This is a genomic window from Mycobacterium sp. NPDC003323 (assembly GCF_053589535.1).
In genome coordinates, this window is sequence record NZ_JBSFSB010000003.1 from 338,044 (window position 1) to 361,963 (window position 23,920).

Consider the following 23,920-nt stretch of genomic DNA (forward strand, 5'->3'; position numbering starts at 1 on the left):
CAATGATTGCGATCGGCGCGACCGCAACCCGACACCCGGACGCCGCGCGCCGCGCGCGGGCCGCCCGTACGGCTTCAGTAGTTTTATAGCCGTGACAGCAGCGGAACCCGGGTTGGCCATCCCTCCCCAGTACCTACTCTCGTCAGCCGCTGCCGCCCCGCGGACCCTGATCGACATCCTCTATGAGACGGCGCGCCGCTTCCCCGACGCGCCGGCGATCGACGACGGCGAGGTGCAGCTCACCTATGCCGAGTTGATCGGCGATATCGAGGAGAGCGTGCAGTGGCTGGCCGCCCGCGGTATCGGCCGGGGCGACCGCATCGGCATCCGGATGCCGTCGGGCAGCTACGCGCTCTACACCGCCATCCTGGCCACCCTGGCCGCCGGCGCCGCCTACGTCCCGGTGGACGCCGACGATCCCGAGGAACGCGCCGCGCTGGTCTTCGGTGAGGCCCAGGTGGTCGCGATCATCACCGAGGCGGGGCTGGTCCGTGGGCCGGGATCGTCGCGCGGCTGGCGCGCGGCCGCTCCCCTGACCCGCGACGACGCCTGGATCATCTTCACCTCGGGATCCACCGGCACCCCCAAGGGTGTGGCCGTCACCCATCGCAATGCCGCGGCGTTCGTCGACGCCGAGGCCCGGATGTTCCTGCAGTCCGCTCCCATCGGCCCCGGTGACCGGGTGCTGGCCGGCCTGTCGGTCGCCTTCGACGCATCGTGTGAGGAGATGTGGCTGGCCTGGCGCAACGGTGCCTGCCTGGTGCCGGCACCGCGCTCGCTGGTGCGCAGCGGCATGGACCTCGGACCCTGGCTGGTCAGCCGCGATATCACCGTGGTCTCGACGGTGCCCACGCTGGCCGCGCTGTGGCCGGCCGAGGCACTGGAGGCCGTGCGGCTGCTGATCTTCGGCGGCGAGGCCTGCCCGCCCGAGCTCGCCGAGCGCCTCGCCGTCGACGGCCGCGAGGTGTGGAACACCTACGGCCCCACCGAGGCGACCGTGGTGGCCTGCGCCGCGCCACTGGACGGCCGCTCCGCAGTGAGCATCGGGCTGCCGCTGGCCGGCTGGGACCTGGCCGTCGTCGGCAAGGACGGCACCCCGGTGGCCATCGGCGAGATCGGTGAACTGGTCATCGGCGGCGTGGGCCTGGCCCGCTACCTGGACCCCGACAAGGACGCCGAGAAGTACGCGCCCATGCACACCCTCGGCTGGCAGCGCGCCTACCGCAGCGGTGACCTGGTGCGGCTGGAGGCCGACGGCCTGTACTTCCAGGGCCGCGCCGACGATCAGGTGAAGGTCGGCGGGCGCCGGATCGAGCTCGGCGAGGTCGACGCCGCACTGGTCAACCTGCCGGGTGTCAGCGGCGGGGCCGCGGCCGTGCGCAAGACCGCCAGCGGTACCCCATTGCTGGTGGGATACATCGCATCCGCCGATCCTTCCTTCGATCTGGGTGCGGCCCGCGCGGCGCTGGCCGAGGCGTTGCCCGCCGCGCTGATACCGCGGCTGGTGCTGCTTGAGGACCTGCCCACCCGCACCTCGGGCAAGGTCGACCGCAACGCGCTGCCCTGGCCCCCGCCCGGCGCCGCGCAAGAGGACGAACCCGATCTGGGCGGCACCATGGGCTGGCTGGCCGGGTTGTGGCGCGATGTGCTGGCCGCGGCCGTCGACGGTCCCGAGGCCGACTTCTTCGCCCTCGGCGGCGGCTCGCTGTCGGCCGCGCAGCTGGTCACCGCGGTGCGCGGCCGCTATCCGCAGGTCACCGTCGCCGACCTGTACGACCACCCGCGGCTCGGTTCGCTGGCCGGGTACCTCGATGAGCTGGCCCCGCCGCCGGAGGTGGTGCGCCGCGATGTGCGGCCGACCCCGGTCGCCACTCAGCTTGCCCAGGTCGCGCTGTCGGTGCCGTTGGCCACGCTGACCGGTCTGCAGTGGGTCATCTGGCTGGCCATCCTCAACAACGTCGCCGCCGCCATCGATCTCGTGCCGTGGGCCGAGACGCTGAACTGGTGGTGGATCCTGGCCGGGTTCTTGATCTTCATCACCCCGCCCGGCCGGATGGGCATCGCCGTGCTGGGCGCGCGGACCCTGCTGTCGAATCTGCAGCCGGGCAGTTATCGCCGCGGCGGATCCGAGCATTTGCGGGTGTGGTTCGCCGAGCGGCTCGCCGAGGCCAGCGGTGCGGAGAACCAGGCGGGCGCCCCGTGGCTGGTGTATTACGGACGCGCGCTGGGCAATTCGATCGGCAAGGGCGTCGACCTGCATTCCGCGCCACCGGTCACCGGCATGCTCACCATCGGCCATCGCGCCTCGGTGGAACCGGAGGTGGACCTGACCGGGCACTGGATCGACGGCGACCTCTTCCACGTCGGCCCCATCAGCATCGGCAACGACGCCACCATCGGGGCGCGCACCACCGTGTTCCCCGGCGCCGCGATCGGTAAGAACGCCGATGTGGCACCGGGTTCCGGCGTGGTGGGCAAGGTCAAGAACGGCCAGTACTGGAAGGGCTCACCCGCCGCGAAATCCGGCAAGGCCCGTCACCCCTGGCCCGATGAACGACCCGGCCGCGCCCCGCTGTGGGTCGGCGCGTACAGCGTGACCTCGGTGCTGCTGGGTGCGTTGCCGCTGACGGCGCTGGCCGCCGGCCTGGCGGTGCTGGGCTGGGCCGTCCGCGATACCGCGAGCCCGGTCGACGCGCTGGTGCCCGCCCTGGTGTGGACGCCGGTGGCCGCCCTGGTCGCCTTCGGCACGTACGCGGCGCTGACGGTGCTGGGCGTGCGACTGTTGGCGGTCGGTCTGACCGAGGGATATCACCCCGTGCGCAGCCGGGTCGGCTGGCAGCTGTGGGCCACCGAGCGGCTGATGGACGCCGCCCGCAACTACCTGTTCCCGGTGTACGCCAGCCTGCTGACGCCGTGGTGGCTCCGGTTGCTCGGCGCCAAGGTCGGCAAGGGCACCGAGATCTCGACGGCACTGCTGACCCCGAAGTTCACCGAGGTGGCCGACGGCGCATTCCTGGCCGACGACACCATGGTGGCCTCCTACGAACTCGGCGGCGGCTGGATCCACGTCGCCAAGGCCACCATCGGCAAGCGTGCCTTCCTCGGCAACTCCGGCATCACCCAGCCCGGTCGCCGGGTGCCCGACGACGGGCTGGTGGCGGTGCTGTCGGCCGCACCCCACAAGGCCAAGGCCGGCTCGTCCTGGCTGGGCAGCCCACCGATCCGCCTGCGCCGCCAACCCACGGCGGCCGACGTGCTGCGCACCTTCCACCCGTCGACCAAGCTCAAGATCATGCGCTCGCTGGTCGAGACCTGCCGACTGATCCCGGTCATCGTCACGTTCGGAATCGGCGTCGCGGTGCTGGCCGCGCTGCACACCCTGGCCGATGCGATCGGCTACGCATTCACCGCACTGGCCGGCGGGCTGGTGCTGCTGGCCGCGGGTGCGGTCGCCGGCGGGATCGCGGTGGCCGCCAAATGGGTCGTCATCGGCCGCATCGATGCCATCGAGCATCCGCTCTGGTCGTCGTTCGTGTGGCGCAACGAGGTCTCGGACACCTTCGTGGAGACGGTGGCCGCGCCGTGGTTCGCCCGTGCCGCGACCGGTACCCCGGTGATGAACCTCTGGTTGCGCGGACTGGGCGCCAAGATCGGCCGCGGTGTGTGGTGTGAAACCTACTGGCTGCCCGAAGCCGACCTCATCACGCTGGGTCCGGGCAGCACGGTCAACCGCGGCTGCGTGGTGCAGACCCACCTGTTCCACGACCGGATCATGCGGATGGACACCGTCGTGCTCGACGAGGGCGCCACGCTGGGGCCGCACTGCGTCGCGCTGCCGGCCTCGCGGATCGGCGCCGGCGCCACCGTCGGTCCGGCGTCGCTGGTGATGCGCGGTGACGAGGTGCCGCCGTGGACGCGCTGGCAGGGCAATCCGATTGCGCCGTGGACGAAGTCGAAGAAGAAGCGAGCCGAATGAGGAGTTTGAAAAAGGCCGCGAAGAAGGCGGCACACACTCCCCCGGTGATCGATCCCTACCTGCCCCGCAACGGCAACTTCGGCTATCGGGTGTCGCGTTACGAACTCGACATCGAGTACAAGGTGGCGATCAACCGGCTCGGCGGCACCGTCACCATCACCGCGGTGACGCTGGCCGCGCTGCGCGCCTTCACCCTGGACCTCTCCGACGCACTGTCGGTGTCGAAGGTCACCGTCAACGGCCGCCGCCCGGGCCAGTTCCGTTGCGCGAGCGGCAAACTGCACGTCACCCTGGGCGAGACGCTGCCCGCCGGCGCGGCGATGACGGTCGTGGTGCGCTACGGCGGCACCCCGCGGCCACTGCGCACCGTATGGGGCGAGGTCGGTTTCGAGGAACTGTCCAACGGCGCGCTGGTCGCCGGGCAACCCAACGGCGCGGCCTCCTGGTTCCCCTGTGACGACCACCCCGCGGCCAAGGCCAGCTTCCACATCAAGATCAGCACCGACAGTCCGTACTACGCGCTGGCCAACGGGGAACTGTTGTCCAAGCAGACCCGCGCCAGCCTGACCACCTGGACCTACGAGCAGGCCGAACCCACCTCCACCTACCTGATCACCCTGCAGATCGGTGAGTACACCCGCCATCGGCTGCAGAAAAGTCCGGTACCCATGCACGCGGTGCTACCGGATCGGTTGCGGCGCAACTTCGATTACGATTTCGGCCGGCAGACCCAGATGATGAAGCTGTTCATCCGCCGGTTCGGACCGTATCCGCTGGACACCGGCTACACCGTCGTCGTCACCGATGACGATCTGGAAATCCCCCTTGAGGCACAGGGACTTTCCATCTTCGGTGCCAACCACTGCGACGGCAAGCGCAGCGCCGAACGGCTGATCGCCCACGAATTGGCGCACCAGTGGTTCGGCAACTCGGTGACCGCCCGGCGCTGGCGCGACATCTGGCTGCACGAAGGCTTCGCCTGCTACGCCGAATGGTTGTGGTCCGAGGAGTCCGGCGGGCCCAGCGCCGACGAACGGGCCCGGACCTACCACCGGCGCCTCCTCGACTCCCCGCAGAACCTGCTGCTGACCGATCCCGGACCGGTCGACATGTTCGACGACCGCGTCTACAAGCGCGGTGCACTGACCCTGCACGCGCTGCGCGGTGTGATCGGGGACGACAGCTTCTTTGCGCTGCTGCGCGACTGGACCACCCGATACCGGCACAGCACCGCGGTCACCGACGATTTCACCGGGCTGGCCGCCAACCACGCCGACGTGTCGCTGCGCGGGTTGTGGGACCGCTGGCTGTATTCCACGGACGTCCCGGAGCTGTGACCGACGGCAGCTCTGCGCTACCGGCCCGCGGGCCGGCCACGCGGAGCAGTGTCACCCGGGTGGGCATCGCCACCGCCTGCACGGCGCTGTGCGGGTACGCCGTGCTGTATCTGGCCGCGCGCAGCCTGGAACCGGCCGGGTTCTCGCTCTTCGGGGTGTTCTGGGGAGCGTTCGGACTGGTCAGCGGCGCCGCCAACGGGCTGCTGCAGGAGGCCACCCGCGAGGTGCGCACCGGTCGCGGATCGGACCCGCCCGACGCGCCGCGGACCCATCCGATGCGGGTCGCCGTGGGCGTCGGCGTCGGTGCGGCCGGTCTGATCGCGGTGTCGGCACCGCTGTGGTCGGGCCGGGTGTTCACCGAATCACAGTGGCTCAGCGTGGCGCTGCTCAGCATCGGGCTCGGCGGGTTCTGCCTGCACGCAACACTTCTCGGGATGCTGGCCGGCACCGACCGGTGGACCCAGTACGGCTCGCTGATGGTGACCGACGCCGTGGCCCGGGTGGCCGTCGCGCTGGCAGCCTTCGTCCTGGGTTGGGGGCTGGCCGGATTCCTGTGGGCCACGGTCGCCGGCTGCATGGCGTGGCTGGCCATGCTGCTGTGTTCGCCGACCGTCCGGGCGGCGGCCGCGCTGTCCACCCCGGGCACCGCCCGGACCTTTTTGACGGGCGCCTCACACTCGGTCGCCGCGGCCGGTGCCAGCGCGATACTGGTGATGGGTTTCCCGGTGCTGCTGCAGGCCACCAGTTCCGAATTGGGGGCCGCCGGCGGCGTCGTCATCCTCGCGGTGACCTTGACCCGGGCGCCGCTGCTGGTACCGCTGACCGCCATGCAGGGCAACCTGATCGCGCATTTCGTTGATCAGCGCGGCCGCCGGTTACGCGCGCTGGTGGCACCGGCGGTGACCGTCACCGTGGTCGGCGGACTCGGGGTGATCGCTGCCGGGCTCGCCGGGCCGTGGCTGCTTTCCACCGCGTTCGGGCCGGAGTACCAGGCCGGTGGTGCGCTGCTGGCCTGGCTCACCGCGGCGGCGGTGGCGATCGCCCTGTTGACCATCACCGGCGCCGCCGCGGTCGCGGCCGCGCTGCACCGCGCCTACGCGACGGGTTGGATCGGCGCCACCGTCGCCGCGGCGGCGCTGCTGCTGTTGCCGTTGGACCTGGAGACCCGGACCGTCGTGGCATTGTTGTGCGGGCCGCTGGTCGGCATCGTCGTGCATCTGCGCGCGCTGGCGGCCGGCTCGCGTCAGTAGCGTTGCAGCAGCTGCGTCAGCACGGCGAGTTTGCGGTCCTCGAACCGCTGATCCGGCAGCACCGGCCGCAGGATGGCCGCGCCGTCGAACGTGTTGGTCAGCAACGCCGTCAGCGCCGCGCGGGTGTCGCCAGGCAATTCCGCCGTCGGCGGTACCGAACCGGCGGCCTCGACGATCTTCGCCCGGTAATCGGTCAGCGCGTCACGCAATGTGGCGCAGAGCTTTTCGTCGGTCCGGGCGGCGATCATCAACTCGTACAGCACCGCGTTGGTGTCACCGGCCGTGATATCGCGCAGCGCCACCAGCACAGCGGGCAACGCGGGTTCGGCCGCCGGGATCTCCGCGACCCGCTTGCCGAACGCGTCGAGCTGGCGCCGCAGGACCTCGCGCGCAGTGGCCGCCATGAAATCGCCCATGGTCGGATAGTGGCGGAACAGCGCACCCACCGACAGCCCGGCGCGTTTGGCGATGACCGCCGCAGACGCCCGGGCGTAACCGATCTCGATGATCGTCTCGATGCCGGCATCGAGCAACCGCGCTGTGGTCTCGGCCCGCCGTTGCTGCTGGGTACGGCCCATCTCAGACGGCGGCCGGGCCGGGCGAGCGCAGCGACGGGGAATCGGACACGTCGGCACCCGCGCGCAGATAGCGCCCCGAACGCAGTGTGCTGCCGTAACCCTCGCGGAACTCACCGCGGGCGAACACCACCCGGCCGCCGACACCGGTGGCGATGACGGTGTCATCGTTGCGGTTCACCATCCGGCTCAGGCCACCGTAGAACGGCACCGTCGCCTCGTGGTAGGCATTCACCGAATCATCCAGCGCAGCCGGATCTATCACCACGAAGTCGGCACGGTCACCGCGACGCAGCGTGCCGGCGTCCAACCCGAACCAGTCGGCCACCTCGGCGGTGAGCCGGTGCACCGCGCGCTGCGGGGTGAGGAACGGCCGGCCCGCCGCCGCGGCGTCGTTGACCCGTTTGAGCAGCCGCAGCCCGTAGTTGTAGAACGCCATATTGCGAAGGTGGGCACCGGCATCCGAGAACCCCATGTGCACCGACGGCTCTTTGGCAAGCTTGTCGAGCTGCTCGGGACGGTGGTTGGCCACGATCGTGGTCCACCGCACGTTGCGCTCGCCGTTGTCGACCAGCACGTCGAGGAAGGCGTCCAGCGGATGGATACCGCGCTCATCGGCGATCTGCCCGAAGCTCTTGCCGATCAGCGTCTCATCGGGGCATTCCACGATTTTCGCGTCGTGGAAGTCGCGGTGCCACAGGGCCGGTCCGAGTTTGCGACGATCGAAGGACCTGCGGAACCGGCGGCGGTATTCGGGGTCGGCGAGCAGCGTGTTGCGCGCCAGCTGATCTTGCAGGTGCAGCGCCGCCGTACCCGCACCGAACTCCTCGAACACCGGGAGATCGATTCCGTCGGAATACAATTCGAACGGTACGGGTAGATGCTGGAAACGCACCTTCGCGTTCAGGATCCGGTTCAGCAGCCGCACCCCCGGGCCCAGCACGTGCACCGCCCCGGGTGAGGACTTCGCGTCGGCAGAGACCAGCAGGCTCATCTTCACACCGCGGCGCCTGCCGAACCAGTCGCTGCTCGCCAGGAAGAAGTTCAGCGCCTCGGCCACCTTGGCGACATTCGGTGCGCTCTGCAGGATGCGGCCCCGCCTGCGCAGCACGTCGATCAGCCTGCGACGTTCGCGCCAGGTGGCGAAGGTGGACGGCAGCGCGCGGGAGCGGAAGCGGTCACCGTCGAGTTTGTCGATGGCCGCGTCCATCCCGGACATGCCGAGCATGCCCGCCGCCAGTGCGGCATCGAGACGCTGCGCCATCGTCTCGAGTTCGGCATCGGTCGGGGTGACGCCTCGGGTGGTGGCGCGATCCAGCCCCAGCACCGAGGCCCGCAGGTCCGAATGTCCCAGCAGCGAGGCGATATTGGGGCCCAGCGGCAGCGCGTCGATGGCCGCCACGTATGCCGCCGGATCGGTCCAGGTCTTGTGCGCCTGCAGCGCCCCGAGCACGTACTCGCGCGGCACCGCCTCCACCCGGCTGAACAGGTCGGCGGCGTCCTCGGTGTCGGCGTACACCGTGGACAGCGAGCACATGCCGAGCAGCACGGTCGTGACGCCGTGGCGCACCGACTCGCGCAGGCCGGGGTCGAGCAGCACCTCGGCGTCGTAGTGGGTGTGCACGTCGATGAATCCCGGGATCACCCATTTGCCCGCCGCGTCGATCACCTCGGGGCAGCCCGCCTCGTCCAGAGGCACCGCCGACACGTCGGCGACGATGCCGTCGCGGATACCGAGAGAGCGCCTCAGCGGTGGCCGTCCGGTGCCGTCGAACCACAGACCGTCGCGGATGATCACGTCGTAGGGCATGGCCGGAGCCTAAGTCCGATAGCGAGCACTCGCGATCTGTTTCGCCGAATCTTGCCCGCCGCGCGATCCATGACAGCATGACTTCTGCTTGCCACCACACTGAGGAGAGCTATGTCCTGGCTAGTCACCGGCGGCGCGGGCTACATCGGCGCGCACGTCGTGCGCGCGTTGACCGCGTCCGGTACCGATGTCGTCGTGATCGACGACCTGTCGACCGGTATCGCAGACTTCGTGCCCGACGGCGTCGAACTCGTCACGGCGAACCTGCTGGACCACGACACCGTGGCCGCGACGTTGACCGCGCATCGGGTGACCGGGGTGATCCACGTCGCGGGGTACAAGTACGCCGGAGAATCGGTGAAGCACCCGCTGCACACCTACCGGCAGAACGTGACGGCCATGGCCACCCTGCTGGAGGCGATGGGCGATGCCGGTATCGAGGCGATCGTGTTCTCCAGCAGCGCCGCCACCTACGGCACCCCCGATGTCGAGATCGTCGACGAGCAGACCCCGACATCGCCGGAATCGCCCTACGGCGAGAGCAAGCTCATCGGGGAATGGCTGCTGCGCGATGTGGCCCGGTCCCGCGACCTGCGGCATACCAGCCTGCGGTACTTCAACGTGGTCGGCTCCGGTTCCCCGGATCTGTATGACCGCAGCCCGCACAACCTGTTCCCCAAGGTGCTCGACATGCTGTTCGGTGGCCGGGTTCCGCAGATCAACGGTGGGGACTACGCCACCCCCGACGGCACCTGCGTGCGCGATTACGTGCACGTGTCTGATCTGGCCCTGGCCCATGTCGCGGCCGCCCGCCGGCTCGAGGCCGGCCAACCGGTGGAACCGGTGTACAACCTCGGCAGCGGTTCGGGCACCTCGGTGCGCGAGATCATGACGGCCATCCGCGATGTCACCGGTATCGACTTCGATCCCGCGGTCACGCCGCGACGCCCGGGTGACCCGGCCCGCATCGTGGCGGCCGGCGAACTGGCGGCCCGCGATCTGGACTGGCGGATGCGGCACACGCTGACCGATATGGTCGCCTCGGCGTGGGCGGCCCGCCAAGCCGTCGGGCAGGACTATCCGAGCGCCGGCTGACGGCCTCCGTACAGTCGTGGGCGATGAGATGGGTCCCCCGCGTTGCCGCCGCTCTGATCGCGGTGCAGCTGGCGATCCGGTCGGTGCTGGCGTTCGGCGGCTACTTCTACTGGGATGACCTCATCCTGGTGGGCCGCGCCGGGACGCACGGCCTGCTGTCGCCGGAGTACCTGTTCGACGATCACGACGGTCACGTCATGCCCGGGGCGTTCCTGCTGGCCGGGGTGATCACCCGACTGGCCCCGCTGGAGTGGGCGGGCCCGGCGCTGAGCCTGATCGTGCTGCAGCTGCTGGCCTCGCTGGCGTTGCTGCGCGTGCTGTACCTGATCCTCGGGTGGCGCCCGGTTCTGCTGGCGCCACTGACGTTCGCCCTGTTCACACCGCTGACGGTGCCGGCCTTCGCATGGTGGGCCGCCGGGCTGAACTCGCTGCCCATGCTGGCCGCGCTGGCCTGGGTGTGCGGTGACGCGATTCTGTTGCTGCGCACCGGTAATCGTCGCTACGCGGTGACCGCCGTGCTGGTGTATTCCGGCGCGCTGCTGTTCTTCGAGAAGTCCGCGGTGATCCCGTTCGTCGCGTTCACGGTCGCGGCGCTGCTGGCGTGGGTGGGCCGCAAGTCGGTTACCGCGGTGTGGCATCGCGGACGTGGACTGTGGCTGGGCCTGCTGGGGGTCACCGCCGGATGGATCGGGGTGTACCTGCTGGTCGTCGACCAGAAGCGCTGGACACTCGATGTGGGGATGACGGCCGAGCTGTGGTGGCGTTCGGTCACCCACGGCATCGTGCCGGGTCTGGCGGGCGGGCCCTGGGACTGGCAGCGCTGGGCGCCGGCATCGCCGTGGGCGACGCCTCCGGTGACGGTGATGGTGCTGGGTTGGCTGGTGCTGGCCACCGTGGTGGCGGTGTCGCTGGCACGCAAGGAACGGATCGTCCCGGTATGGCTGGCCGCGCTCGGGTACGCACTGGCATGTCAGGTGCCGATCTACCTGATGCGCTCATCGCAGTTCACGGCGCTGGAATTGGCGCAGGCACTGCGCTATCTGCCCGATCTGGTGGTGGTGCTGGCAATCCTGGCCGCGGTGGCGTTGCGGGCACCCAACCGTCCCGGCTCCGAGTGGCTGGACGCCTCCCCGGCCCGTTCCGCGGTGGGGTGCGTGCTGGCCGCGGCATTCGTCGGCAGCAGCCTGTACTCGACGGCGACCTTCCTGCCGGTGTGGCGCGACAGTCCCGTGCCGCAGTATCTGCACAACGTGCGCTCCGGACTCGCGTCCGCGCCCCGGGGCACCCCGCTGCTGGACCAGGAGGTGGACCCGCTGATCATGCAGCGGGTGGCGGCCCCGGAGAACCTGGCCAGTCACATGTTCGCGGTGCTGCCCGACCGACCCGAGTTCGCGGACACGACAACGGAACTGCGTGTTCTGGACAGTTCCGGGCGGCTACGTGACGCGCTGGTCACGTGGGTGCGTTCCATCGCACCCGGCCCGGTCCCCAACTGCGGGTATCTGGTGCAGACCGACGCCGACGTGACCCTGCCGCTGGACGGTCCGTTGCTTCCGGCGGACTGGACGGCCGAGATCAACTACCTGGCCAACAGCGAGGGCTCACTGACCATGTCGCTGTCGGAGGGCACCCCGGTGAAGGTGCCGACGCACCCCGGTCTGAACCGTGTGTTCGTGCGGCTTTCGGGTGCCGGTGACGCGATAAAGGTCAGCGCCAACACCGCCGCGCTCTCGGTGTGCATCGCCTCGGGTCCGGTGGGCTTCGTCGCACCGCGGTAGGCCCGGCGTGTGCGCGGCGGAATTGTCGGTGCCGGGTTCTACGGTGAAGCGATGATCTGGTCGGACTCGCGCCCCTCGACCGTCGCGCCGTGTCGGCACTGCGGTACCGAAACCGTCTGGCTGCAGACCGTGTACGGCGGCTGGCAACTGTTCGACGCCGTCGAACACCCCACCGAGGACAGCGCCGCGGGTAACCGGTTCGCGATCCGGCGCCGGTCGCGCCAGGTGGTCGACCTCGACGATGTGTACGAGGGCCGCTGGCCCAACACGTGCCTGCACCTGCACCGGTTCGAGTGCCCGAGCAGTCATGACGACTCGCGCTTCCATCAGCGCCGGCCGCGGCAGGCCAACGAGATCGACCTGGACGATTTGTTCGGGCGGCTGGCCGAACGCCGGGAGGCGCAGCGCCGCGCCGGGTGAAGCTTTGAGCCACCCAGGGGAATCGAACCCCTGACCTATTCATTACGAGTGAATTGCTCTACCGACTGAGCTAGGGTGGCGCGCTCTTTTCAGAGCGGCATGAGTCTACGGCAGGCCCCGCCCGCGGCACTAATCAGCTCCGCAGTGCCTGCCCGACGGTGGCGACCATGGCATCGACGGCGAACTTCGGCTTCACGTTCACCGCCAGCGCCTCGCGGCAGTCCAGCACCGCCTCGATGCAGCGCAGCAGCCGGTCCGGCGGCACGTGCTCGGCCATCGCGCCGACCTTCTCGGCCATATCGGGATGATTGGCCGTCACCGCCCCGGCACCGGCCGAGACCACCAGCGCATCCCGGAAATAGGTGGCCAGGTCCATCAGCGCGCGATCCAGCGCATCGCGCGAGGCGCGGGTCTGGCGCGATTTCTGTCGCTGTTCGAGCTGCTTCATCGCCCCGGCCGCGCCGCGCATGGTGCCTGCGGTGCCCTTGCCCGTGCCGCCCGCGCCGAGTGCGGTGCGCAGTTCCTCGGTCTCGGTCTCGTTGCGGTCCACCGTCGAGGCCTTGGCCTCCGCCTCGGCGGTGCTCACCAGCTCCTCGGCGGCGGCGTATGCCCGTGACGGTGTCGCGGCATCGCGGGCCAGGCCCAGGGCCCGTTCGCGGCGCGTCCGCGATTCCGGGTCGGTCGCCAGCCGGCGCGCCCGGCCGACATGTCCGCCGCTGACCGAGGCCGCCCACGCGGCCACATCCTCGGCAATGCTGTCGCGCTCGGTGAGCACCTCGGCGATGGCGGCGGTCGGGGGCGTCACCAACGCGACGTGCCGGCAGCGCGAGCGCAGCGTCACCGCGATGTCCTCGGGGTCCACCGACGGTGCGCACAACAGGAACACGGTCGACGGTGGCGGCTCCTCGACGACCTTCAGCAGCGCGTTCGCCGCACCCTCGGTGAGTCGGTCGGCGTCCTCGACCACCACGATCTGCCAACGGCCGGTGCCGGGACGGCGCGACGCGATCTGCACGATCTCGCGCATCTCCCTGACCGCGATCGACAGGCCCTCCGGGATGATCCGTCGCACATCGGCGTGGGTCCCGGCCATCGTCGTCGTGCACGCGCGGCACTGTCCGCATCCCGGCGTGCCCTCCGACGTGCACTGCAACGCCGCCGCGAAGCACACGGCGGCCACCGAGCGGCCCGATCCGGGCGGCCCGGTGATCAGCCAGGCATGTGTCATCCCACCGGCCGTCAGCCCGCTGTGAGCCGTTTCACCGCGGGCGGCCAGCGCGGCCGCGACCAGCTCCTCCTCCACATGGTGTTGGCCCACCAGAGAGGAAAAAACACCGCTGCGCACCCCTGCACCCTAGTGGCACGCACGGACACGACACGGCCTCAGCGGCGCGAGACGTCCCAGCCGCCCGATACGGTGAACGGGTGACTGCGGAGGTGATACCGATCGGGCGCATCAGTGCGTTCGTCCGATGGGTGGCCCGCACACCGTGGCCGGTGTTCCTGCTGGGCATGGTGCAGGCCGACATCATCGGTGCGCTGCTGGTCCTGGGCTTCCTACGCTACGCCCTGCCGCCCGAGGACCGCATCCAGCTCCAGGAGCTGCCCACCTTCAACCTGGCGGTGTTCCTGGGCTTCCTGTTCGTCTCGTTCAGCATCGCCGCCTACGTGACGCTACGGCTGCTGCTGCCGGTGATCCGCTGGCAGCGCCACGACACCCTGCTCGGCGATGCCGCCACCATCAGCGAGGTGGCCCGGGCACGGGCGCTGAAGATGCCGTACTACCGCTCGGTCATCAACGTCACCAACTGGTTCATGGGCTCGGTCGTCTTCATCGTCGCGAGCTGGCCGGTGGCCAGCAAGTCCGCCCCGGTGGTCGCCGTGGCGACCGCGCTGGGCGCCACGGCGGTGGCCATCATCGGCTATCTGCAGTCCGAACGGGTGCTGCGCCCGGTCGCGGTGGCCGCGCTGCGCACCGGCGTGCCGGAGAACTTCCGCGCACCGGGTGTCATCCTGCGCCAGGTGCTCACCTGGGTGCTGTCCACGGGTGTGCCCATCCTGGCCATCGTGCTGGCGGTGGTGGCCAGCAAGTTCGAGATCCTCAAGGCGCCGGCGGACAAACTGGCCACCCCGATCCTGCTGCTGGCCATCGCGGCGCTGCTCATCGGACTGGTCGGCACCGTGCTGGTGTCCATGTCGATCGCCGATCCACTGCGCCAGTTGCGCTGGGCGCTCGGCGAGGTGCAGCGCGGAAACTACAACGCGCACATGCAGATCTATGACGCCAGCGAGCTCGGATTGCTGCAGGCCGGCTTCAACGACATGGTGCGTGATCTGGCCGAGCGGCAGCGCCTTCGCGACCTGTTCGGCCGCTATGTGGGTGAGGACGTGGCCCGCCGGGCACTGGAGCGCGGCACCGAATTGGGCGGCCAGGAGCGCGATGTCGCGGTGCTGTTCGTCGACCTGGTCGGCTCGACCCAGCTGGCCTCCACCATCCCGGCCGCCGAGGTCGTCAACCTGCTCAACGAGTTCTTCCGCGTCATCGTCGACACCGTCAACAAGCACGGTGGTTTCGTCAACAAGTTCCAGGGTGACGCCGCGCTGGCGATCTTCGGCGCGCCGATCGAGCACCCCGACGCGTCCGGGGCGGCACTGGCGGCCTCCCGCGAACTGCACGACGAACTGGTGAACGTTCTGGGGCAGACGGAGTTCGGTATCGGTGTGTCGGCCGGCCGGGCCATCGCGGGCCACATCGGCGCGCAGGCGCGCTTCGAGTACACCGTGATCGGCGACCCGGTGAACGAGGCGGCACGGTTGACCGAGCTGGCCAAGCTGGAGGAGGGCCACGTGCTGGCCTCGGCGATCGCGGTCAGCGGCGCGGTCGACGCCGAGGCGCTGGCCTGGAACGTCGGCGAGATCGTCGAGCTGCGAGGCCGTTCCGCACCGACCCAGCTGGCTCGCCCGGCCGCCCGCGCGATCGCGCCCGCGCCGGAGAAGACCAGCTAGGCCTTCTTCGCCGCCTTCTTGGCGGCGGCCTTCTTCGCCGGAGCCTTCTTGGCCGCAGCCTTCTTCGCGGGGGCCTTCTTGGCGGCCTTCTTCACCGGCCCGCGGGCCCGGCGATCGGCGAGCAACTCCGAGGCCCGCTCGTCGGTGATCGACAGCACGTCATCACCCTTGCGCAGGCTCGCGTTGGTCTCACCGTCGGTGACGTAGGGGCCGAAGCGGCCGTCCTTGATGACCATCGGCTTGCCGGAGGCCGCATCGTTGCCGAGCTCGCGCAGCGGCGGGGTGGCCGCGCCCTGACGGCCGCGCCGCTTGGGTTCGGCGTAGATCTTCAGGGCCTCATCCAGGGTGACGGTGAAGATCTGTTCCTCGGTGGCCAGCGACCGAGAGTCGGTGCCGCGCTTGAGGTATGGACCGTAGCGGCCGTTCTGGGCGGTGATCTCCTCGCCGTTGGCCGGGTCGACACCCACGACACGGGGCAGCGACAGCAGCTTGAGCGCGTCGTCCAGCGTGACGGTCTCCAGGTCCATGGAGCGCAGCAGCGATCCGGTGCGCGGCTTGGGACCGGTCGGCTTCTTGCCCTTCTTGGCCCCCACGCCCGCATCGGGATCCTCGGGAGGTTCGGGCAACACCTCGGTGACATACGGCCCGAATCGTCCGTCCTTGGCCACGATCTCGTGCCCGGTCTCCGGGTCGACACCGAGGGAGCGACCCTCCTGCGGTGTGGCGAAAGCCTTTTCGGCGAGCTCGAGGGTCAGCTCATCGGGGGTCAGCTCGTCCTTGAGGTTGGCGCGTTGCGGTTTGAGCTCACCCGGATTGTCCGGGTCCTCGATCATCCGCTCCAGGTACGGCCCGTTGCGTCCGACGCGGACGTTGATCGCGCGACCCTGCTCATCGTCGAACAGCTTGATGGAGTTGACCAGTCGCGCGTCGATCTCTTCGAGGTTGCCGCCGACCAGCTGCTTGAGACCACCGGCCCGCGCGATCGACCCCTCGACGCCGTGCTCGCCGCCGAAGTAGAAGTTGTTGAGCCAGTTGCTGCGTCGCTCGTTTCCGGCGGCGATGGCGTCGAGCTCGTCCTCCATGGCCGCGGTGAAGTCATAGTCGACCAGCCGGCCGAAATGCTGTTCCAGCAGCCCGATCACGGCGAAGGCCACCCAGGACGGCACCAGCGCGCTGCCCTTCTTGTGGACGTAGCCGCGATCCTGGATCGTCTTGATGATCGAGGAGTACGTCGAGGGTCGGCCGATGCCGAGTTCCTCGAGCGCCTTGATCAGCGAGGCCTCGGTGTACCGCGCCGGGGGCGAGGTGGTGTGACCGTCGGCGGTCAGGTCCGCGGCGTCGACGCGCTGGCCCTGGGTCAGGTTGGGCAGCCGGCTCTCGGCATCATCGGATTCCCCGCCGGCCTGCTCGTCGATGCTCTCGACATAGGCCTTCAGGAAGCCGGGGAAGGTGATGGTGCGACCCGAGGCGTTGAACACCACCTGCTCGCCGGTGCTGGCGTTGCCCGAAATGCGAAGCGACAGTGTGGTTCCCCGCGCATCGGCCATCTGCGAGGCGACGGTGCGCTGCCAGATCAGCTCATAGAGGCGGAACTCGTCGGCCTCCAGCGCGCTGTGCAATTGACCGGGGGTCTGGAACACATCGCCGGACGGGCGGATGGCCTCGTGGGCCTCCTGGGCGTTCTTCACCTTGCGGGTGTACTGGCGCGGCGTCGGGTGCACGTACTCCGCGCCGTAGAGATCGCGGGCCTGGTTGCGGGCGGCGTTGATGGCCGACTCCGACAGCGTGGTCGAGTCGGTACGCATGTAGGTGATGTAGCCGTTCTCGTACAACCGCTGCGCGATGCTCATGGTCCGCTCGGAGGAGAAGCGCAGCTTGCGGCCCGCCTCCTGCTGCAGCGTCGACGTCATGAACGGCGCATAGGGCTTGCGGGTGTAGGGCTTCTGCTCCACCGAGGAGACCGCGAGCTGGGCGCCGCGCAACCCATTGGCCAGGCCGGTGGCCGCCGCCTCGTCGAGGACCAGCACCTCATCGGGCTTCTTGACCGCACCCAGGGAGTCGAAGTCACGGCCGGCGGCCACCCGGCGACCGTCGACGGTGTTCAGCCGGGCGGTGAACCGGGGCGGGCTGGCCTGCGGGTCGGACACGCTGGCGTCCAGTTCGGCGGTGACATCCCAGTACCCGGCGCTGCGGAACGCCATCCGTTCGCGTTCGCGCTGCACGATGATTCGGGTTGCGACCGACTGCACGCGGCCGGCCGACAGCTTCGGGGCCACCTTCTTCCACAGCACCGGGGACACCTCGTAGCCGTAGAGGCGGTCCAGGATGCGGCGGGTCTCCTGCGCGTCGACCAGGTCGATGTCCAGATCGCGCGGGCTCTCGGCGGCGGCCCGGATGGCGGGCTCGGTGATCTCGTGGAACACCATCCGCTTGACCGGGACGCGCGGCTTCAGCGTCTCCAGCAGGTGCCAGGCGATGGCCTCACCCTCGCGGTCACCGTCCGTGGCCAGGTAGAGCTCGTCAACCCCCTTGAGGAGGTCCTTGAGTTCCGAAACGGTGCCCTTCTTGTCCGGGCTGACGATGTAGAGCGGTTCGAAGTCGGCGTCGACGTTCACACCGAGGCGTGCCCAGGGCTCCGACTTGTACTTCGCCGGCACATCGGCGGCCGCTCGCGGCAGGTCACGAATGTGCCCGCGCGACGATTCGACGATGTAATTGGAGCCCAGGTAGCCTGCGATCTTGCGCGCTTTGGTCGGCGACTCGACAATCACGAGCCGCCGAACGTTACCGGCGCCTGCCCGGCTCCGGTCGTCGTCAGCCACCTTCTTCTACTCTCCACTTCTGTGCTGCCAGGGTGTTCTGTGGTCCTGGCAACTGACAATTTCGCATCCAGGGCGGGCATGTGCAAACTGGCTCGCCCGCCGCGGGCCGTCATATTCGCGGCCATTGTGCGAACGCCTCGGGGTCCCCGGGTGGTTCCCCGACGTTCTCCACCAGCCGTGATAGCCGTCTTCTACCACTGATCCGCAACGCCGGACGCGATCCTCGGGTGCCGATCAGGGTGGGCGCGATTCCGGCCCGCATCAGCGCCGATGCCAACGCCGCGTGCGTGTCGGGCGCATGCGGATCCAGACCGAGCAAATAGCGGTCCGCCTCCGGGGTGCCGGCGGCCAACGCCCAGGCGCGCAGCGCCCGCGGGCCGGGCACCCACTGGGCCGGCACCGTCTTGACCGCACCGCGTGTCCACGCACCGGCGACCTCCACCAGCCGGGCGTCCATCGTGGTGCGCACCAGCGGGGTGCGCTCGTCGGTCTGCCCGATCTCGGCGGCCAGGCCCGCCTCGCCGATCATCTCCGCCAGGCCCGCGGCGCGCCACGGCTTGTCGACCACCACCGACAGCCGGGCCTGGCCGGCGGCGATCACCACCTGTCCCTGAGCGGCCAGCAGCCCGGTCAGATCGGCGATGGCCGGGGGCACCGACTCCGCCGAGAAGAAGGACAGCTGGCTCACACGCACGACACTATCGGCGTCAGATACGAAAACACCCCCGGCTCGGCCGGGGGTGTTTCGGTGTTGCGATGGCTCAGACGGCGCGGACGCCGGTCGCCTGCGGCCCCTTGGGGCTCTGGCCGACCTCGAACTCGACCTTCTGGTTCTCCTCCAGGGTGCGGAAGCCCGACCCCTGGATCTCCGTGTAGTGGACAAACACGTCAGCGGAGCCGTCCTCGGGGGCGATGAAGCCGAAGCCCTTCTCCGCGTTGAACCACTTCACAGTTCCCTGTGGCATCTTTCGTACTTTCCTTCTCTTACCGGGTGCGGTCCACCGACGTCCGGTGTACCGGGCCCGTTCCGACCGCTTACCAACGCGTGTGTCGTCGGAACTCGACCCGACCTACAACCCTCGCAGGAACCGCGATCGCAACGTCGATCCTGCGGGTGCAAATACACGTTCACAGAAGCTGCGACCGCCTTCAGTCAACCATGTTCAAGGCCCCAGCGACAGTCTCGGCACGATCAAGTAGTTAACAATTCACCTGGGGATACATGCTGGTGAACTCGAAAGGAGCGTCGTGTCTGCGTCGGGGACCGAGAGCGGGTCGAATTTCGGCCGGGACCTGCTGTCCTACGCCGTCGCGGGCACCCCGTCCGACGAGCATCCGATCCGGCACGTCGAGGACCTGCCACCGCGGCGCAGCGACAGCCGGCACTGGCCGGACTGGGCCGACGCTCAGGTTGTGGCCGCGTTCGCCGACCGCGGTGTGAGCACACCGTGGTCGCACCAGGTGGCCGCCGCCGAGCTGGCCCACGCGGGCCGGCACGTGGTGCTGTCCACCGGCACCGCGTCGGGTAAATCGCTGGCCTATCAACTGCCGATCCTGACCGCGCTGGCCGTCGATCCGCGCGCCCGCGCGCTGTACCTGTCCCCCACCAAGGCGCTCGGCCACGATCAGCTGCGCGCCGCGCACGCGCTGACCGAGGCCGCACCCGCACTGCGGGATGTCGCGCCGTGCGCCTATGACGGTGACGCCGGGACCGACCTGCGGCGCTTCGCCAGGGAGCGGTCGCGGTGGATCTTCTCCAACCCGGACATGATCCACCTGTCGCTGCTGCGCAACCATGCCCGCTGGGCGGTGTTCCTGCGCAATCTGAAGTACGTCGTGGTCGACGAATGCCATTACTACCGAGGCATTTTCGGGTCCAATGTGGCGTTGGTGCTGCGGCGGCTGCTGCGGCTGTGCGAACGGTACTCGGGGACGCCGACGGTGATCTTCGCCAGCGCCACCACCGCGGCACCGGCCGAGACCGCCTCGCGCCTGATCGGCCAGACCGTCACCGAGGTCACCGAGGACGGATCACCGCACGGCGGACGCACGGTGGCGTTGTGGGAGCCCGCCCTGCTGCCCGATCTCGTCGGCGAGAACGGCGCTCCGGTGCGGCGCTCGGCCGGTGCGGAATCCGCGCGGGTGATGGCCGACCTGATCGCCGAGGGCGCGCGGACCCTCACCTTCGTGCGTTCCCGGCGCGGCGCCGAACTGACCGCGTTGGCCGCCCGCGACCGGCTGGCCGATGTGGCCCCCGAACTCGCCGAGCAGGTGGCGTCGTACCGCGCCGGCTATCTGGCCGAGGATCGCCGCAGCCTCGAGCACGACCTGTCCGAGGGTGCGTTGCGCGGCCTGGCGACCACCAACGCGTTGGAACTCGGCGTGGACATCGCGGGCCTGGACGCGGTGGTGCTCGCCGGGTTCCCGGGCACCGTCACCTCCTTCTGGCAGCAGGCCGGCCGGTCGGGCCGGCGCGGGCAGAGCGCGCTGATCGTGCTGGTGGCCCGCGACGATCCGCTGGACACCTATCTGGTGCATCACCCGCAGGCGCTGCTGGCCAAACCGATCGAGAAGGTGGTCATCGACCCGGGCAATCCCTATGTGCTGGGTCCGCAGCTGTTGTGCGCGGCCACCGAACTACCGCTGACCGATGCCGAGGTGCGGTCCTGGGACGCCGAGGCGGTGGCCGCCGAACTGGTCGACGACGGGCTGCTGCGCCGCCGCCCCGGCGGCTGGTTTCCCGCGCCGGGCCTGGATCCGCACCCGGCCGTCGACATCCGCGGATCCGCCGGGGGACAGATCGCGATCCTGGAATCCGGCACCGGCCGCATGCTGGGCACGACCGGTACCGGGCAGGCACCGGCCTCGGTGCATCCGGGCGCGGTGTATCTGCACCAGGGCGAGACCTACGTCGTCGACAGCCTGGATTTCGAGGACGGTATCGCCCTGGTGCGCGCGCAGGACCCCGGCTACACCACCGCCGCGCGTGAGGTCACCGATATCGCGGTGACCGGCGAGGGCGAGCGCCGCACGCTGGGCCCGGTGACCATCGGTGTGGTGCCGGTGTCGGTGTCCAACACGGTCACCGGCTATCTGCGCCGGCGCCTGGACGGTGAGGTCATCGATTTCGTCGACCTGGAGATGCCGACCCGCACTTTGGACACCGTCGCCGTGATGTGCACCATCACCCCGGAAGCACTGTCCGACAGCGGTATCGATGCACTGTCGGTTCCCGGTTCACTGCACGCGGCCGAGCACGCCGCGATCGGCCTGCTGCCGCTGGTGGCCAGTTGCGATCGCGGCGACATCGGCGGGGTGTCCACCGCGATCGGTCCGGAGGACGGGTTGCCGACGATCTTCGTCTACGACGGTTATCCCGGCGGGGCCGGTTTCGCCGACCGCGGCTACCGCCAGCTCGGGCTGTGGTGGGAGGCCACCGCGGCGGCGATCGAGGCCTGCGAATGCCCGGCGGGGTGCCCGTCGTGTGTGCAGTCCCCGAAATGCGGCAACGGCAACGATCCGCTGGACAAGGCCGGTGCGGTGCGGGTGCTGCGGTTGGTGCTCGGCGAGCTGGCCCGGCACTGACGCCGCGCTGCCCCCGACAGGAAGGTCCACCCCTCGTCGACCGTCTCGTCCGCGACGCGCCACACCAGCAGCGCCGAGCACACTCTCACCACAGCAAAACGGTCGGACAACGCGATCCGTTTCCAGTCCCGGCAGGCCGGGCGCAGACGGAAAGTACCTTTTCACCGGGTCGGCTGCAACTCGATTCGCGGGCAGCCACTCTCGGTTGCGCGCCGGTGAGCGGCCGCCAGCACCGTCATCCGACTGATTTCGTAGCACGAGCAAACGCCCGGTACCGGAGGTGCCGACGGCTAAACTCCACGGTATGGACCACGACTGGCTGCTCGTGGAGACACTCGGAGACGAGCCTGCCGTCGTCGCGCAGGGCTCACGGACCAAGAACCTGGTCCCGATCAGCACTTTCCTGCGCCGCAATCCGCATCTGATGGCCATCCAGTCCGCGATCGGCGAGACGGTGCGCGCAGGCCACGCGCTCAGCAGCATCACTCCCAAGCACGACCGCGTGATCCGCACCGAGGTGGTGCGCATGTCCGACGGCGTGATCCACGGGGTCCACCTGTGGATCGGCGCGCCCGGCGCCGACCCGCCCGAGCGTCCGATCCCGGGCCCGCTGAAATGGGACCTCACCACCGGTGTGGCCACCGATACGCGCGAATCGCTGGCCAATTCCGGGCGCGATGTCAACGTCGAGGCCACCCATGGCCGCGCCTTCGCCGAGGACCTGCCGACCCGGGATCTCAATCCCAACGAATCCAAGGTGCTCTCGATGGTCATCCGGGCCAAGCCGGGCAACTTCCTGTGTAGCACCTGGAATGTCACCGATTATCGCGGGCAGCCCATCACCGTCGGGTTCGTGGCGCGCGCGGTGGCCGAGGAGCAGGACGACGGCACCGAGCGGTTGATCTGCCGGGCGATGAACTGGCGCAGTGTCCTCGAGGGGCCGGTGGTGCGCCCCGACGATCTGGCGCAACGGATCCTCAACGGGCTGGCCGCGCCGGGTGTCTATCGCGCGCTGGTCGACGTCAACCACTGGCGGCTGCTCAAATGGCTCGACAGACCCTGCCCGTTCTACGACTGGCGCGCCGGGGAGCGCGGGGAGAACGTGCTGCACCCCGGTGACGAGCACCATGTGCTGGCGATGGCCAAGGAATTCGTGGACGGCCCCACCGCGCGCGTGCTGCGATTGCCGGCCCACGGCGGCGGTTTCACCCCGATCCACATCACGGTCAACCGGGTGGAACTCGACGACGACACCTACGCCGCACTGCTGGCGATGCGGCTGCCGACCGAGGAGGAGATCGCCGCGGCCGAGCACGGCGCCACCGTGGTCGACGGCGCCGAAACGGGCACCAGGGCGACATTGAAATCGATGCTGCGGCTGGGGAAGTCAGCCGATACCGACGACTGAGGTCGTGGGTCCGGCCCGCGCCCGGGCCTGCGCGCGCCAACCGCGCAGGCCGGTGTCGGCCGCGACGGTCACCACCACGTCCAGGTCGTGCACCGCACACTCGAGCAGTCGCGTCGACACCGCGGCGGCCACCGACGTCGCGGCCGCGCACGCCTGCTGCGTCCCGGACCCGACCGTGGCGGCAGCGGCCAGCGCAGCCAGGTCGGCCGCGGACTGCGCACGGTGCCGCGCGATCACCGCCGAACCCAGCGCCGTCACGGCGACCGTCACCGTCAGCAGCAGCGCGATCAGTCCGACCGCGAGCAGGCTTGCCGACCCGCCGTCCTCAGCGTCCCTGCTCGGCCGCCGCGACGGCGCCGGCGGCGATCGTGATGCCGGGCAGCAGCGCCGACGTCGCACTGACCCGGGCCACCACGTAGGTGCCGTCGAGCTGCACCGACACCTGCGCTCCGGCCGGCGCCACCCGACGCGCCGCGGCCACCCCGTCGTCACCGCGGGCCACCAGGCGCGCCGCCTCGCGCGCGGCATCGACGCACCGGATCTGCAGGACGGTGGCGTTGATCCCGGCCAGGCACAGCACCAGAACCGTCGCCAGCGCCGCGATCGCGAAGGCCGCCTCGACTGTGACCGCACCGGACTCACCGCTCAGACATCGGTGTTCAGGGCGCGGGTGATGATGTTCGACAACGCGGTGACGATGGAGTCGCCGGTGACCACCGTGTACAGGATCGCCCCGAACGCCGCCGCCGCGATGGTGCCGATGGCGTATTCGACAGTGCTCATCCCGGATTCGTCGGCGACGGCCATCAGCAACCGCGCCTGCGCCGAACGAATCATGTTCTGCAACATCATTTCTTC

At 69.7% G+C, this 23,920-nt stretch carries 18 protein-coding genes and 1 tRNA gene; 9 read left to right on the forward strand and 10 right to left on the reverse strand.

Features of this window, described 5'->3' with window-relative positions:
- The first annotated feature begins 91 nt into the window (after positions 1-91).
- From ACWDUN_RS11250 to ACWDUN_RS11260, 3 genes are read left to right on the forward strand one after another with little or no spacing between them, the layout of a single operon-like run.
- Positions 92-3,976: a Pls/PosA family non-ribosomal peptide synthetase gene (locus tag ACWDUN_RS11250; RefSeq protein WP_449928445.1), complete on the forward strand. Its 3,885-nt coding sequence runs from the start codon at positions 92-94 to the stop codon at positions 3,974-3,976.
- Entirely contained in the window at positions 3,973-5,313 is a 1,341-nt protein-coding gene (locus tag ACWDUN_RS11255; protein WP_449928447.1) for a M1 family metallopeptidase, read from the forward strand. The genes ACWDUN_RS11250 and ACWDUN_RS11255 overlap by 4 nt, the downstream gene beginning before the upstream one ends.
- A complete protein-coding gene (locus ACWDUN_RS11260) occupies positions 5,310-6,563 on the forward strand; it encodes a hypothetical protein (protein WP_449928448.1) in 1,254 nt (417 codons plus the stop codon). Before ACWDUN_RS11255 ends, ACWDUN_RS11260 begins: the two co-directional genes overlap by 4 nt.
- On the opposite strand, the gene ACWDUN_RS11265 is transcribed toward ACWDUN_RS11260, so the two are convergent.
- Positions 6,557-7,141 (reverse strand): TetR/AcrR family transcriptional regulator, encoded by a 585-nt coding sequence (locus tag ACWDUN_RS11265; RefSeq protein ID WP_449928449.1) that lies wholly within the window; start codon positions 7,139-7,141, stop codon positions 6,557-6,559. The two genes, ACWDUN_RS11260 and ACWDUN_RS11265, sit on opposite strands and share 7 nt — an antisense overlap.
- Before the next feature lies 1 nt (position 7,142).
- Positions 7,143-8,948: an N-acyl-D-amino-acid deacylase family protein gene (locus ACWDUN_RS11270; RefSeq protein WP_449928451.1), complete on the reverse strand. Its 1,806-nt coding sequence runs from the start codon at positions 8,946-8,948 to the stop codon at positions 7,143-7,145.
- Positions 8,949-9,059: 111 nt separating this feature from the next.
- Between ACWDUN_RS11270 and galE the strand changes: the two genes are divergently transcribed.
- From galE to ACWDUN_RS11285, 3 genes are read left to right on the forward strand one after another with little or no spacing between them, the layout of a single operon-like run.
- Positions 9,060-10,043 (forward strand): UDP-glucose 4-epimerase GalE, encoded by a 984-nt coding sequence (gene galE / locus ACWDUN_RS11275; RefSeq protein WP_449928453.1) that lies wholly within the window; start codon positions 9,060-9,062, stop codon positions 10,041-10,043.
- A gap of 23 nt (positions 10,044-10,066) precedes the next feature.
- On the forward strand, positions 10,067-11,821 hold the full coding sequence (locus tag ACWDUN_RS11280) for a hypothetical protein (protein ID WP_449928455.1): 1,755 nt from the start codon (positions 10,067-10,069) through the stop codon (positions 11,819-11,821).
- A 51-nt stretch (positions 11,822-11,872) separates the two neighbouring features.
- Positions 11,873-12,241: a hypothetical protein gene (locus ACWDUN_RS11285; RefSeq protein WP_449928456.1), complete on the forward strand. Its 369-nt coding sequence runs from the start codon at positions 11,873-11,875 to the stop codon at positions 12,239-12,241.
- A 7-nt stretch (positions 12,242-12,248) separates the two neighbouring features.
- Here the strand turns inward: ACWDUN_RS11285 and ACWDUN_RS11290 are convergent.
- Together ACWDUN_RS11290 and ACWDUN_RS11295 are read right to left on the reverse strand one after the other, a co-directional pair.
- Positions 12,249-12,321, reverse strand: a tRNA-Thr gene (locus tag ACWDUN_RS11290).
- A 53-nt stretch (positions 12,322-12,374) separates the two neighbouring features.
- Positions 12,375-13,586, reverse strand: a complete 1,212-nt coding sequence (locus ACWDUN_RS11295) for a DNA polymerase III subunit delta' (protein WP_449928458.1) — start codon at positions 13,584-13,586, stop codon at positions 12,375-12,377.
- A 2-nt stretch (positions 13,587-13,588) separates the two neighbouring features.
- Between ACWDUN_RS11295 and ACWDUN_RS11300 the strand changes: the two genes are divergently transcribed.
- Positions 13,589-15,247 carry an adenylate/guanylate cyclase domain-containing protein gene (locus tag ACWDUN_RS11300; protein ID WP_449928823.1) on the forward strand — a complete coding sequence of 553 codons (1,659 nt, stop codon included), beginning with the start codon at positions 13,589-13,591 and terminating at the stop codon, positions 15,245-15,247.
- Here ACWDUN_RS11300 and topA read toward each other — a convergent pair.
- From topA to ACWDUN_RS11315, 3 genes are all read right to left on the reverse strand, one after another.
- Positions 15,244-18,069 carry a type I DNA topoisomerase gene (topA, locus tag ACWDUN_RS11305; RefSeq protein ID WP_449928460.1) on the reverse strand — a complete coding sequence of 942 codons (2,826 nt, stop codon included), beginning with the start codon at positions 18,067-18,069 and terminating at the stop codon, positions 15,244-15,246. The two genes, ACWDUN_RS11300 and topA, sit on opposite strands and share 4 nt — an antisense overlap.
- Before the next feature lie 109 nt (positions 18,070-18,178).
- Positions 18,179-18,757 carry a hypothetical protein gene (locus ACWDUN_RS11310; protein ID WP_449928462.1) on the reverse strand — a complete coding sequence of 193 codons (579 nt, stop codon included), beginning with the start codon at positions 18,755-18,757 and terminating at the stop codon, positions 18,179-18,181.
- 73 nt (positions 18,758-18,830) lie between these two features.
- The gene (locus ACWDUN_RS11315) at positions 18,831-19,034 is read right to left on the reverse strand and encodes a cold-shock protein (RefSeq protein ID WP_006243848.1); all 204 of its coding nucleotides are present in this window, start codon (positions 19,032-19,034) and stop codon (positions 18,831-18,833) included.
- Between the two features lie 283 nt (positions 19,035-19,317).
- Between ACWDUN_RS11315 and ACWDUN_RS11320 the strand changes: the two genes are divergently transcribed.
- Positions 19,318-21,654, forward strand: coding sequence for a DEAD/DEAH box helicase (locus tag ACWDUN_RS11320; protein WP_449928490.1), 2,337 nt, complete (start codon positions 19,318-19,320; stop codon positions 21,652-21,654).
- A 304-nt stretch (positions 21,655-21,958) separates the two neighbouring features.
- Positions 21,959-23,062 carry a PAS domain-containing protein gene (locus tag ACWDUN_RS11325; protein WP_449928492.1) on the forward strand — a complete coding sequence of 368 codons (1,104 nt, stop codon included), beginning with the start codon at positions 21,959-21,961 and terminating at the stop codon, positions 23,060-23,062.
- Here ACWDUN_RS11325 and ACWDUN_RS11330 read toward each other — a convergent pair.
- From ACWDUN_RS11330 to ACWDUN_RS11340, 3 genes are read right to left on the reverse strand one after another with little or no spacing between them, the layout of a single operon-like run.
- Positions 23,042-23,368, reverse strand: coding sequence for an Rv3654c family TadE-like protein (locus tag ACWDUN_RS11330; RefSeq protein WP_449928825.1), 327 nt, complete (start codon positions 23,366-23,368; stop codon positions 23,042-23,044). The two genes, ACWDUN_RS11325 and ACWDUN_RS11330, sit on opposite strands and share 21 nt — an antisense overlap.
- 19 nt (positions 23,369-23,387) lie before the next feature.
- Positions 23,388-23,711 (reverse strand): TadE family type IV pilus minor pilin, encoded by a 324-nt coding sequence (locus ACWDUN_RS11335; protein WP_449928827.1) that lies wholly within the window; start codon positions 23,709-23,711, stop codon positions 23,388-23,390.
- Positions 23,708-23,914: a DUF4244 domain-containing protein gene (locus ACWDUN_RS11340; protein WP_449928494.1), complete on the reverse strand. Its 207-nt coding sequence runs from the start codon at positions 23,912-23,914 to the stop codon at positions 23,708-23,710. The genes ACWDUN_RS11335 and ACWDUN_RS11340 overlap by 4 nt, the downstream gene beginning before the upstream one ends.
- Positions 23,915-23,920 lie beyond the last annotated feature (6 nt).